Genomic DNA, 13,612 nt, shown 5'->3' with positions numbered 1-13,612 from the left:
GTTGTCCTGAAACTGTCTCCAATTTTATTTCCTGATTTGATATTAGCTAACGACAGGGCGTGCTGGATTGCAGGAGAGAGAAATACTTTCACTCTGTCAAAAGATTTTTAACTATCTCAGCGACAGCTTTCTCCAAGTTCATTTCTGCATTTTTTAAGGCTTCTTCTAAAGGACAATCTGGTGGATTAATACCAATAATCTGGCTAAATCCTGACTCAAACAGATCCTCAATTCCTTCACCGATTAGACCAGCAAAAGCGATTACCGGTTTATTAAATTGCCTGGCGAGCTGTGCTACCCCAAAAGGGGTTTTGCCCAAAGATGTTTGACTATCAATTTTACCTTCACCGGTCAGGACATAATCTGCTTGCGCTATTTTCTCATTCAGTTGAACCTGTTCAATCATCAGTTCCACCCCGGACCGAATAGAGGCAGCAGTGAATGCCATTAAACCAAAACCCAGTCCACCGGCAGCACCAGCCCCTGCAACATGACGATAATCACGGCCAAACTGCCCAGCGACTACATCGGCAAAATACCCAAAGTTTTGATCCAGTTGCTTGACCATTTCAGGCATTGCCCCTTTCTGTGGGCCAAAGATATAAGAGGCACCACTTGGCCCACACAACGGATTATTGACATCCGATGCAATGAGTATTTCAGTATCTGCTAAACGTGGATCCAGTTCGGATAGATCCATTGATTTGACCAGTTCTAAGTTTCCACCACAGACCTGAATTGACTCTCCCGCATGATTTAAAAACCGCACACCCAATGCTTGCGCCATGCCCGCACCCGCATCATTGGTGACACTGCCACCTAAACCGACAATGATTTTTTTCACTCCCAAGTCCAGCGCCCGTTTGATCATTTCTCCTGTGCCATAGGTTGTAGTCAGCATCGGGTTACGCTTTTCTGCTGCAAGCAAATGTATGCCATTGGCTTTGGCCATTTCAATCACGGCAGTCTGGCCTGCATCAACCATCCCCCAATAGGTCTGGATACGTTGCTCAGATAATGGCCCGGTCACCTCACATGCAATACTTTCCCCCTTCAAGCTTGAAATCAGTGCATCGACCGTGCCTTCACCGCCATCAGCCATTGGCACATGAATAATATTGGCATCCGGAATGACGTTCTGAATACCGCGTTGCATGGCCTGACAAGCCTGCGCAGCAGACATGCTTTCTTTAAACGAGTCAGGAGCAAGCACAAAGGTGAGCGGCATGGTGTGATCTTTTATCCACAAATGAAGTCTAAATTGTGGATAAATCCAGCACTATCCACAAGTCTTTATTTCCAGCCCAGTTCAATTGCAGTTATCTCATTAATCAAGGTTTGATTTAAAGATTCTGGCATTTTACTGGTGGTTTGAGACAGTGGAATATGTCCTGCCATCAGCTCCGCCTTGGTTTGCGGAAATAAGGGTTGCTGATCTGGAAATGCATAACCCAGCGGATAAATCGGTTGACCTGTCGCTAAATCATATTTATCCGAAGCGCCAAAGGCATGCAGCAATTCATGCACCAATACAATTTTATTCTGTTCAGTTTGTTGTTTGGATGCAAATAGATTTATCGAACCAATCCGGCCTTTTTGCAAGGCAGTGGAATGTTTCAATTGCTTGGTCTGCACAGGATCATAGTAATTTAAAAATAAAGTCACATTAGCTGAAGGGTCTGAACTCTGTCGCTGTTTCCAAGCATAGAACCGGAATTTTAAACTCCATAAAACTGTATCGATGAGCGAGTCTTGCTCAGGGACTTTGGGTGGTAGAACTTGAAGCTCACGGCCTAAATTAAAATAAAAATAAGTCGGCTGTCCACGATACTGCTGAGCTGCTTTTTCCAGATATTCCCGCGCTCCATTCAGGTCCTGAGCTGACAGTTGCTGGATATATTGCTGTGTGGTCGGTAATCCATCGGCATTAATCGGATGCAGCAACACAATAATCGGCTTTGACCAGTTCTGGTTTTGATCACGATAGGCATTGACCGCGACAATCAATAAGATGATTAATAAAATCAGAATCCGAATCTTTTTCCACATATCGATTACACACTCTGCTTTTTCATTTTTCTTAAATACATCTGACTCATTTCTATTTTTGTTTCAAATAAATTTAAAGTTTTTATTAATCCTGACAATTTGGCTCTACCATAGTTACGAGAGTCAAAATCAGGCTTTACTGCACTGATATACTGCCCGACCATCCCTAAATTCGCCCATCCATTATCATCGGCATTATCTTTTACAGCTTTATAAATCAGATTCAGCGTAGCTCGATCCATCGTTTCAGGAAGATTCGAATTTTCCTTAGGCTGAGGCAAAATTTTATGATCAAGAGATTTGTCAGAGCTTAATACTTTCTTTTGGGAAACATTAGAAAGTTCATCATCTTCCTGTTGCTTGATTTCACTATCTACAAGTAAATTTTCGATATAAATGAACTTGTCACAGGCTTTCTTAAATGCTTCAGGTGTAGCTTTTTTGCCAAAGCCATACACAGTTAGACCATTTTCACGAATACGTGAAGCTAAGGGCGTGAAATCACTATCACTGGATACAATACAAAATCCATCTAATGCACCTGCATAAAGTAAATCCATAGCATCAATGATCAGGATCATATCCGTCGCATCTTTACCCTTGGTATAAGCGAATTGTTGTACCGGAGTGATGGCATGAGGAAGGAGTACATCTCGCCATTTCTTTAACGTTTCGCTGCTCCAGTCCCCATACACACGTTTGACACTGGCAATTCCATATTTCGCAACTTCTTCCAACACTAATGAAATCGCGTTGATAGAAGAATTATCCGCATCGATTAATACAGCGAATTTTTTTGTCTGAATATCCACATCCACCCCAAAATATTATTTTTAATTTTTTGTATAAATGATTCTGACATAAAAAATGCCGACTTTCGTCAGCATTTTTTTGAATCTTAGAGTTTAGGCTTCAACCCATTTCCCGTCCTGATAAACCAGAGACCATTTGGTTTGCTTACCTTCTGCAGTTTCCGAACCAATATATTGTGACTGGTTCTTACGGCTAAATTTTACCAGAGTTGGATTCCCTTCCGGGTCCACATCAGGTGCCTGCAAGATAAACTGATACTTTGGATCAAGCTGGTCGGCAACAGAACGAATCTCGGCCACTTTCGGTGCACGGGTTTCACGCACTTTCGGGAACTTGCTTGCCGCCAGGAATAAACCGGCTGCACCGTCACGCAGTACAAAGAAATCGTCATGCTTGGCAGAACGTAAATGCTCCATCTTGATCGGATCCACACGTGGAGGCGCAGGCTGACCGCTCTTTAAGACTTTACGGGTATTGTCACAGCTGGTACAGGCAAAATACGGACCAAAACGACCCGTCTTCAGCTGCATTTCACCATCACACTTGTCGCATGGGATACTCGGGCCATCATAGCCTTTAATTTTGAACTCACCTTCTTCAAGTTCAAAACCACTACAGTCCGGGTTATTCCCACAGATATGCAGTTTACGGCCGCCATCAATCACATAGCTGTCCATGGCAGTTTCACAGATCGGACAACGCTTCTTCGACATCAGGTCAGCAGTTTCCGCAGCCTCATCATCAGATAATGCAGCCAGAGACTCAACTGGTGTCAGGTTCAAGGTTCCTTTACAACGCTCTTTCGGCGGTAGGTTATAGCCTGAACAACCCAAGAATACGCCTGTGGTTCCGGTACGAATCTGCATTGGACGGTCACATTCTTTACAGTGTACTGCATCCACTTCTACAGGCTGATTACGGCGCATACCGTTCTCGCCTTGCGCCGTAGTCAAACGTTGCTTAAAATCGCCATAGAAGCTGTCTAATAACTCTTTCCAGTTACGCTCACCATCTGCTACTTTATCCAGCTGACCTTCAAGATCTGCGGTAAAGGCATAGTTCATCAGATTACTAAAATTTTCATCCAGACGATCGGTAACGATCTCACCCATCTTCTCGGCATAGAGACGACGGTTATCCAGTTTCACATAACCACGATCCTGAATGGTCGAGATAATCGCAGCATAGGTCGATGGACGGCCAATGCCTTTTTTCTCGAGTTCTTTGACCAGTGAGGCTTCAGTAAAACGAGCTGGTGGCTTGGTGAAATGTTGAGATGGATCAAGTTTCTCAAGTTTAAGCACTTCACCGACTTTGACCGCAGGCAATAAAATATCGTCATCGGCTTTATTGGCACCACGCACGCGGGTAAAGCCATCAAAGACCAAGGTACGGCCTTTGGCTTTCAGTTCTACGCCATTGGCATCCACCAAAATGGTAGAAGACAGATATTCTGCCGGAGTCATCTGACAAGCAACAAACTGGCGCCAGATCAAGTCATAGAGGCGCTGTGCATCACGCTCAACACCCACCAGACTGTCGCCTTTTAAGCCAACCATAGATGGACGAATCGCCTCATGCGCTTCTTGCGCACCGGCTTTATTGCCATAGCGGTTTGGTTTGGCCGGCAGGTACTTCTCACCAAATTCTGATTCGATATGGCCACGGACCATGCTTACCGCATCATCACTCAGGAAGGTCGAGTCGGTACGCATATAGGTAATGAAACCGGCTTCATACAGGCGCTGTGCCAGCATCATGGTTTTCTTCACAGAAAAACCGAGACGGGTACTGGCCGCCTGTTGCAACGTTGACGTGATATAGGGCGCGCTTGGATTGACTTTGGTTGGCTTATCTTCACGGGCAGAAACGGTATAATCCGCATCTTTAATCAGGTTTAACAGTGCATCCGTTTCGTCTTTATTACGAAGCTTTAAAGTCTTGCCATTTTGCTTGACTGCTTCCAGACGGATGTCATCTTTTTTCGATTTGGTATCGGCAAACACCTGCCAGTATTCTTCAGGAATAAAGGCCCGAATTTCACGTTCGCGTTCAACCACCAGTTTCACCGCAACCGACTGTACACGACCGGCTGACAGGCCACGGGCAATCTTTTCCCAAAGCAATGGCGAAATCATAAAACCCACGACACGATCCAGGAAACGGCGTGCCTGCTGCGCATTGACTTTATTGGTATCCAGACGTGACGGATGCTTAAAGGCATCCTGAATCGCGTTTTTGGTAATTTCGTTGAAGACCACACGCTGATAACGCGAATCATCACCGCCGATGACTTCTTTTAAATGCCAGGCAATCGCTTCCCCTTCCCTGTCCATATCCGTTGCCAGATAGACTTCATCGACTTGCGATGCCAGTTTTTTCAGTTCGGCAACTACATGTTCTTTGCCAGGAAGGACTTCGTATTTGGCTTTCCAGTCATGTTCCGGATCGACACCCATGCGGTTAATTAACGCATTCTGTGATTTTTCAGCTTTTTCTGCATCCGTCAGTTTGGTACGTGTCGCCGGTTTTTTCTCTGTCGATTTTGCAGAACCGCCAGTCGGCAAGTCACGCACATGACCCACTGATGATTTTACGATGTAGTTCGGACCAAGGTACTTATTGATTGTTTTCGCTTTTGCAGGCGACTCCACAATCACTAGGGCACGCTTGCTTCCAGCGTCGGGAGACTTCGCTGTGCTGCTTTTTGATGTGGACCGAGGAGCGTTCGCCATAATTAACCGTTAATCCTGTTTATTTCTAAATTAAAGTTCAGCCAAAGCGTGTAACAGCGCTTTGATGTCGTCGAGTTGGGTCGCTCTTAAATCAGCTTCTTCATCCCAATACATACCGACACAGTTGGCCTGCATATCAATAGCATAAATGCCTTTTAATGCAATGGGAAAATCTTTAAATTTCTCATCACCCTGCACGATTTCGAGTTTATTATCGACAACACGGGCGCGCATCAAGGGTAAACGCGCATCTGGCATCAGCACACTGTAGTATGCGACCATACTGGCACGACTTTCAGTCGCCTTGGGAATTTTGGTCCAGTCCGGTGCCACCACCAGACGTGGATGCAAACCCATTTTACGGGCTTTATCACGCATCAGCCCCAAGGCTTTTTCTCGGGGACTTACACGTAACCCGAAAATCGACCCTATGACGAAAATGATGATGACCACCGTCACCCAGATTCCAGTGTTTTCCATAGTTCAACCTTTATGTTCTATTATTAGAGTTGCATAAGCACAATATAAAACGCAAGTTTGCACGATAAAATTAATTCAGGAACATTTCATGACTATATAAAATTTCGTGACCATTCCAGTAAATATAACCTTTCTCGATCAGCTCTTTCAGCAGCAAGCGAATGTCCGATTTCGGAAATAACTGTTCCAGTAAATCACGCAGCTCATAAATGTCTTTGGGTTTATTGCCCTGCAATTCACGTAGTTTACGTGCCACTTCCAGTTGTACCGGATCGATCCGGCCAAAGTTTTTGAACAGGTCTTGCTGTGCCGACTGGATTGGTGACCTGAGTATTTCAGATTCAACTGGAGCTTCTTCTGCCTTCAGTTGGGAAATGACCTGATCCAGTTTTGGATTTTCAACCGGGCTTTGTTCATCCAGATTGAGTTGCAGCCATTGTTTCAAAACTTTTTTGCGGAAGCTGATTTGCTCATCATAGCGTTTGACGATTTTCAGGTTAATCAACATGCCGACCACATGCTGAGCTTTTACCGGCATCACTTGCAGAATATTCGCCACTGAGTTTTTTAGGGTTTCCACCGTATTCGGTTTGCCGCTCATTTTCCCTAACGCATCACAGTATTTTTTCACCAGTTGCAAGGCAGGTTTGTTCTTGATGGTATCCAGACTCGGAAGATGATTTTTAGGTTGATCGGTTGGAATGTTTGTCTCATCAGGCTGAATCTGAATCAGGTGACACGTAATATCAGAAGTTTGCAGCATCTGTTGCAACATTTCGCAACTGTCCATCGCCGAGATCAATTTAACCTCGGTTTCCGGCTCCAGTAGCGCCATAAGCTGACCGACAATGACCGCATATTCATATTCTTTTTGTGGCGATTCAGGCGTGTCCAGTACCACCACCTGACCACTGCTAACCCAGCCGGCAAGCTCGGTTAAATCCTCTAAGGAGAATTCAAATTTTCCAGCACAGCTAAACAGATATAAAGTCGAATAATGCGCCACAATCTCACGCATTAACTTGGCTGTGGGGAAATTATTTTCGAGGTCGAGTAGAACAACTTTTGGGTGCATGGGACGCAATTCCGGAATGTACCTGAGAGCCGGTATTAGAGTAGGAAGTGAGTGAAAGGTCAAATAATTTTACGACTGAATGGGTGCAGGCCTGTTTCGGCAGAGGGCCAAACTGCATTTTATGAAATGCCTGCAAGAAATCTGTTTACGAGCGCGAATGTTTGTTTTCAGCAGAAAAACTCTTTTAAACTTGATGATCGCGCTGCGCTTTATTACTTTTCTTTTATATGCGGATTTAATGCAATTTAAAAGCCAATTCAAAAAAATAATATTTCTCTTTTTAACATCTTATCGATTGGCTCATTTTTATTTTTCAATAAAAAACCCTTAGATCAGCTAAGGGTTGTTGTTGATTAAATCATTGGTTGCAAATTAATAATGCGGTGGGCGATCTGCAACCGGATCAAATTCTACAATGCCTTCAGACAGATCTGAAGACTCAACACGTTGATATAACAGCATCATTTGCTTTTTCAGATCAGCAATTTCCAGGGTCTGTTTGGCCACCTGATCATTCAACTGTTCAACTAAATCGTCTAAAAATGCAATTCGCACTTGCAAATCTTCAATGGGTGCGGAAAATGACGCCTGATCATTTAGATTTTGTTGTTTAGTCATTTAAAGTCCTCATTGGGGATTTCAGGAAACATTATGGCCTATATTACCCTTAGGGATGTCCAACTTGCGTTTGGTGGACCCGCCCTGCTCAACGGCGCGAATTTTAACTTGGAGCGCGGCGAACGAGTGTGTTTGATTGGCCGTAATGGTGAGGGTAAGTCTACCTTACTTAAGCTGATTGAAGGAAGTTTACTGCCGGATAGCGGCGAAGTTTCATTACAAAATGGCATCACGATTTCGATGCTGGCGCAAGATGTACCGATGGACTCAGGCCGAGTGGCGGATATCGTGGCTGACGGTGCCGGTGAAGCGTCGGAAGTTTTGCGTGCCTACCATGCAGCCAGTGAAGCCTGTGTACTGGGCGATATGGACGCTTGTGACCGCATGGGTAATCTGCAACACAAAATGGACCAGCTCGATGGCTGGGCGCTGGAAACCAAGGTCAATTCGATTTTAAGCAAAATGGGTCTGGACCCAGATGCAGATCTTGCCGATTTGTCGGGTGGTCGTAAGCGTCGTGTCTTGCTGGCACGTGCCCTGCTCACCCAACCCGATGTGCTGTTACTCGATGAACCGACGAACCATTTAGACGTTGAAAGTATCGAATGGCTGGAAAAATTCCTGCTCGATCAAAACAATTTGACCCTACTGTTCATTTCGCATGACCGTGCCTTTGTCGATAGCATTGCCACCCGTATTGTCGAGCTGGATCGTGGTCAATTGCGCAGTTATGAAGGTAACTATTCACGTTACTTAGAACTCAAAGCCATGCAAATGGAAGCTGAAGAAAAGCAGAATGCGCTGTTTGATAAAAAGCTGGCTGAAGAAGAAGTCTGGATCCGTCAGGGCATCAAAGCACGCCGTACCCGTAACGAAGGTCGTGTTCGCGCCCTAAAAGCACTGCGTGAAGAATCCAAAGCGCGCCGTTCGCAACAAGGTAAAGTGGCGATGGCGACTCAGGATGCCAACCGTTCCGGCAAACTGGTCTTTGAGATTGAGAACCTGAGTGTGAAATTCGGTGACAATGCACCGATCATTAACAACTTCTCGGCACTGGTTTTACGCGGTGACCGTATCGGTCTGGTCGGTGATAACGGTGTCGGTAAAACCACACTGATTAAAGCCATTCTGGGCGAGCTTGAGCATGGCGGCACGGTGAAAACCGGTACACAGCTGGAAGTAGCCTATTTCGACCAACTGCGTAATGCACTGGATCTGGAAAAGTCGGTCAAAGATAATGTTTCTGAAGGTTCTGACCACGTGGATGTGAATGGTAACCGTCGTCATATCTATAGCTATTTACAGGACTTCCTGTTCTCGCCAGAACGTGCACGTACTCCAGTCAAAGCGTTGTCTGGTGGTGAACGCAACCGTATCTTATTGGCGAAACTGTTGCTGAAACCATCGAACCTGATTGTGATGGATGAGCCAACCAACGATCTGGATATGGTGACCTTAGAGTTACTGGAAGAAATGCTCGGTGGCTACAAAGGCACCCTACTGTTGATCTCGCATGACCGTGCCTTTATGGACAACGTGGTGACATCCACTTGGGTCTTTGATGGTAAAGGCAATATCGACGAATATGTCGGCGGTTATCAGGATTATCTTGAACAGCGTCCGGATCAAACCGTGGTTGACCAAAAAAGTGCCGTGAAAAAAGCCATGGCCAAAGCAGAAGCCGAGACTGTGCCGGCAGCTGCCAAAAAAGTTAAACTCAGTTATAAAGACCAACGTGCACTCGAGCAACTTCCAGCTGAAATGGAAGCGCTGGAAAAAGAGCAGGCCGAGATCAATGCACAACTGGCTGATGGCTCTTTATTTGTCACTGATTCTGATAAAGCACTGAAACTTTCTAACCGTTTATCCGAAATTGATGAGCTGTTACTGGAAAAATTAGAGCGCTGGGAAGAGCTGGACAATCTAAGTAACGGCTAAATATTCCCCGAGCTTTTACTCAAGCATCTGTATTCGTACAGATGCTTTTTTATTTCAATAATCTTCTCTGTTAGACTGCATTTAATCTTTTGGCCCTAAATTGTTTTATGAGTACTCAGCCTGCATATCAACCCGGTGAATTTCAATGGTCATTCCTGTTACCTCAATATTGGGGCAAATGGCTAGGCATTATTTTCCTGATGATTCTGGCGATCTTACCTTGGGCCATTCAGCATCGTCTGGCGTCCCTGCTGGGCCACCTTTCTTTTAAATACTTGAAATCACGCCGTGAAACCACGCTGCGTAATCTGGAAGTCTGCTTTCCCGAATGGTCTGAAAAGCAGGTACAGGACAATGCCCGTCAGGTATTTATCGATCAAATGCTGGGGGTGTTTGAGACGCTGAATGCCTGGTACAGTCCGAAATGGTTTCAGGGCCGCGTCAGTATTGAAGGCTTGGAACATATTCAGAAAGCACAAGCCGCAGGCCAAGGCATGCTGTTATTAGGCACGCATTCAACTTTGCTCGATGCGGGTGGTTATCTTTGCGCACAATATTTTGAACCGGATGTGGTCTATCGTCCGCAGAATAATCCACTTTTGGACATGCTGATTTACCGTTGTCGCGCCACAATTTATGCCAATCAGATTGACCATGATGATATGCGCGGTCTGGTACGTAACCTGAAAAATGGCCATGCGATCTGGTACAGTCCGGATCAGGATTATGGTTTAAAACAAGGCGTGACGGCACCTTTTTTTGGCGTGCCTGCGGCGACTGTAACCGCACATCGCCGTTTACTGAAAATGACCAAAGCGGCTGCAATTCCTTTATATTTCTACCGTCATGGCGATATTAACAATCCGCGCTACCATGTGCTCATTGAACCGGCACTGGAAAACTTCCCTAGTGAGAATGAAGTTGAAGATGCCACTCGCGTGAACCGGGTGATTGAGCAGCAGTTGCGCATCGCACCGACCCAATATATGTGGTTCCACCGCCGTTTTAAGACTCGCCCTGAAGGTTATAAATCAATTTACTAAATCGATTTGATCACGGAATTTGAAGGGCTATAGCTTAAAATCATGTTTAAGTAATTGAAATAATTTAACCCGAGCTCTACATCCTGTAAAACTCGGGTTAATGAGGTTGTGCTTTCACATATTATAATTCGTTCTGCTTTTTTGTGATTTCCCTTTCAGCATCATATCCATGATGTTTTCATTCAGCTTCGTCTTCCTTATGAGAATATCCTTTCTCGACTCCCTGTGCTGATAAACCTAGAATACCCAGATTCCCAACCCCTGCCCATTCGCAAGAAGCGTAAACTGTTGTAAGCAATATCGTACACTTTTCTTCTAAAAACCTATGAGATTTTGCCCCTTTCTTTATAAGCCAGGGCAACTTCATCAGTGACTATTTTTTCCTCTTTCTCTGCTTTCTGAATGCCCTCTTCAATGGCTTTTTGTGCTTCCTGCTCATCTTTATCAGTTTGTTCTAATTCTTCCTGAATATGCTCGAATACCCGACCGGTTTGTAAAACCAGAAAGACCGGAAAATGGTCAGAACCTACATGCGGTAAACGCTCCATGTGTACCAAGGCAAAATCGGTACTATGAAAGACGTGATCCAGCGACCAGCGGAAAAAAGGATAATCTGCGTGAAAAGTATTCACATAATGACGTCCTACCCGCGGATCCAGCAGCCCACTAATGCGTTGAAACAGGCGTGTGGTACGTGACCAGGCCACGTCATTCAGATCGCCCATGACGATACAGCTTTCATCCAGATCTTTAATCTGATCACCGACAATCAGTAGTTCAGCATCACGCAAGGTAGAATCCTTGGCCTCGGTCGGACTGGGTGGTTTGGGATGCAGACAGTAGAGCTGTACCGGTTGTCCTGAGCGTAAAATTACCGTGGTATGAATGGAGGGAATTTCATCACTCAGAATAAATTTAACCTCAGTTTCACTCAGTTCGAGCTTGCTATATAGATGCATGCCATACAGATTATCCAAAGGCACAGGCACGCGATAAGGATAATCAGCTTCAATCACTGAGAGTGCATTTTGCCAGTTTTGATCGGTTTCCAGGGTTAACACCAGATCTGGCTGATGAATCTGGATCTGCTCGATCAGTAAATGATATTTGCTATTGGTGGTCAGAACATTGCAGACCATCAATGAGATTTGCCGCTGCGGATCTATTTGATCCTGCTTGACTTGCTTGACCTGTTTTTTCCAGACAAAGGTATAGGGCAATACCATTTTCAGCTGATAGGCCAAAGCCGCCATCAGCCCGACAAAAAGTAACTGATTCAACCAGTTCCAGGGATGCTCCAGAACCAAGAACAGCACAAAGGCGATAAAGCCCAATACCAGAATTTGTAAGCGTGGAAAATCCGCACCCCGAATCCACCATTCATCGCGTGGTATCAGTGACCAAAAACTTAACCAAATGACAATGATTGCCAGAATTTGGATAACCCATATCATAAACTGCGCTCTTGATTAAGTTATTATTTTTTCTAAAAGAAAAATGACGTTATCAATTTTGTATGTATCATAAAGCAGATATTTCTCTCAAGAATATTGATGTTTTGATTGTGTAGCTCTTGCAGTTGAGTCCCTTTTTGGTACACTCGAATCCCTTTTGATTTTTTAACGCACCGAGGCAAAGTGACATGAAAGTAGGTCTGGTCGGTTGGCGCGGGATGGTTGGTTCCGTCCTTATGCAACGTATGGTTGAAGAGAATGATTTTGCTCATTTTGAGCCATTCTATTTCTCTACCAGTAATGCAGGCGGTGAAGCGCCGGCATTTGGCGGTAAGACCGCCCCAGCACTTATGGATGCATCAGACATTAACAGTCTGAAGCAAATGGATGTCATTATTACCTGTCAAGGTGGCGACTATACCTCTGAAGTTTTCCCGAAATTGAAAGCTGAAGGCTGGAACGGTTACTGGATTGATGCAGCATCAACCTTACGTATGGATGATGAAGCCATCATCGTACTTGATCCGGTCAACATGCATGTGATCAAAGATGGTTTGGTTAAAGGCACCAAGACTTTTGTCGGTGGTAACTGTACAGTTTCCTTGATGCTGATGGGCTTGGGCGGTCTGTTCCAGAACAATCTGGTGGAATGGGCAACGTCAATGACCTATCAGGCCGCTTCAGGTGCAGGCGCGCAAAACATGCGTGAACTGATCAATGGTATGGGTTATTTATATAACAATACCAAAGAGTTGCTAGATGATCCGCGTTCTCCAATTCTGGATATCGACTCTAGAATTGCTGAATTACAACGTGGTGAAGGCTTCCCGTCTGCAAACTTTGGCGTTCCTTTGGCTGGTTCACTCATTCCTTATATCGACAAGCAACTGGAAAGCGGCCAGTCGAAAGAAGAATGGAAAGGTCAGGTTGAAACCAACAAGATTCTGGGCAACCAGCAGATCGTGCCAATTGATGGTCACTGCGTGCGTATTGGTGCCATGCGTTGTCACTCTCAGGCATTAACCCTGAAATTGAAAAAAGATGTACCTTTGGATGAAATCGAAGACATCATTGCACGTGCCAATGACTGGTCTAAAGTGGTTCCAAATACTCGTGAAGCATCCATGACTGATCTGACGCCTGTTGCTGTAACAGGTACTTTAAGCGTTCCAGTCGGCCGTCTGCGCAAGCTGAATATGGGTAAAGAATATCTGGGTGCGTTCACTGTAGGTGACCAGTTGCTTTGGGGTGCGGCCGAGCCGTTACGCCGTATGCTGCGTATTCTGATTGATTATAAAAATGCCTAATATCCTTTGGATATAAAGCCAAAAGCCGATCTTTATTGATCGGCTTTTTTATGTAACTATTGCGTAAGTATTTTACAAAAAACAAACATCCCGTTAATCT

Annotated in this window: 11 protein-coding genes; 3 read left to right on the top strand and 8 right to left on the bottom strand. The window is 44.9% G+C overall.

Annotated elements, in window-relative coordinates; all coding sequences use genetic code 11:
* Positions 1-88: 88 nt before the first annotated feature.
* The 7 genes from F995_RS13955 to F995_RS13925 form a co-directional block, all read right to left on the bottom strand.
* On the bottom strand, positions 89-1,228 hold the full coding sequence (locus F995_RS13955) for a glycerate kinase (RefSeq protein ID WP_004647402.1): 1,140 nt from the start codon (positions 1,226-1,228) through the stop codon (positions 89-91).
* A 65-nt stretch (positions 1,229-1,293) separates the two neighbouring features.
* Entirely contained in the window at positions 1,294-2,049 is a 756-nt protein-coding gene (locus tag F995_RS13950; protein ID WP_004647401.1) for a hypothetical protein, read from the bottom strand.
* 5 nt (positions 2,050-2,054) lie between these two features.
* Positions 2,055-2,861, bottom strand: coding sequence for an NYN domain-containing protein (locus F995_RS13945; protein ID WP_016806872.1), 807 nt, complete (start codon positions 2,859-2,861; stop codon positions 2,055-2,057).
* Between the two features lie 93 nt (positions 2,862-2,954).
* Positions 2,955-5,597, bottom strand: a complete 2,643-nt coding sequence (gene topA / locus F995_RS13940) for a type I DNA topoisomerase (RefSeq protein ID WP_004647399.1) — start codon at positions 5,595-5,597, stop codon at positions 2,955-2,957.
* 30 nt (positions 5,598-5,627) lie between these two features.
* A complete protein-coding gene (locus tag F995_RS13935; protein WP_004647398.1) occupies positions 5,628-6,077 on the bottom strand; it encodes a hypothetical protein in 450 nt (149 codons plus the stop codon).
* Between the two features lie 70 nt (positions 6,078-6,147).
* Positions 6,148-7,152, bottom strand: a complete 1,005-nt coding sequence (locus F995_RS13930; RefSeq protein ID WP_004647397.1) for a hypothetical protein — start codon at positions 7,150-7,152, stop codon at positions 6,148-6,150.
* Positions 7,153-7,524: 372 nt separating this feature from the next.
* Positions 7,525-7,770: a SlyX family protein gene (locus tag F995_RS13925; protein ID WP_004647396.1), complete on the bottom strand. Its 246-nt coding sequence runs from the start codon at positions 7,768-7,770 to the stop codon at positions 7,525-7,527.
* A gap of 33 nt (positions 7,771-7,803) precedes the next feature.
* On the opposite strand from F995_RS13925, the gene F995_RS13920 reads away from it, so the two are divergent.
* Both F995_RS13920 and F995_RS13915 read left to right on the top strand, forming a co-directional pair.
* On the top strand, positions 7,804-9,708 hold the full coding sequence (locus tag F995_RS13920; RefSeq protein ID WP_004647395.1) for an ATP-binding cassette domain-containing protein: 1,905 nt from the start codon (positions 7,804-7,806) through the stop codon (positions 9,706-9,708).
* A gap of 107 nt (positions 9,709-9,815) precedes the next feature.
* On the top strand, positions 9,816-10,751 hold the full coding sequence (locus F995_RS13915) for an LpxL/LpxP family acyltransferase (protein WP_004647394.1): 936 nt from the start codon (positions 9,816-9,818) through the stop codon (positions 10,749-10,751).
* Positions 10,752-11,074: 323 nt separating this feature from the next.
* On the opposite strand, the gene F995_RS13910 is transcribed toward F995_RS13915, so the two are convergent.
* On the bottom strand, positions 11,075-12,205 hold the full coding sequence (locus F995_RS13910; protein ID WP_004647392.1) for an endonuclease/exonuclease/phosphatase family protein: 1,131 nt from the start codon (positions 12,203-12,205) through the stop codon (positions 11,075-11,077).
* A gap of 188 nt (positions 12,206-12,393) precedes the next feature.
* Between F995_RS13910 and asd the strand changes: the two genes are divergently transcribed.
* Positions 12,394-13,512 (top strand): aspartate-semialdehyde dehydrogenase, encoded by a 1,119-nt coding sequence (asd, locus tag F995_RS13905; protein WP_004647391.1) that lies wholly within the window; start codon positions 12,394-12,396, stop codon positions 13,510-13,512.
* The last annotated feature ends 100 nt before the right edge of the window (positions 13,513-13,612 follow it).

Origin of the sequence: Acinetobacter sp. CIP A162 (genome assembly GCF_000367905.1) — a bacterium.
GTDB classification, from domain to species: domain Bacteria; phylum Pseudomonadota; class Gammaproteobacteria; order Pseudomonadales; family Moraxellaceae; genus Acinetobacter; species Acinetobacter lwoffii.
This window is presented reverse-complemented; position numbering and strand designations above follow the sequence as displayed.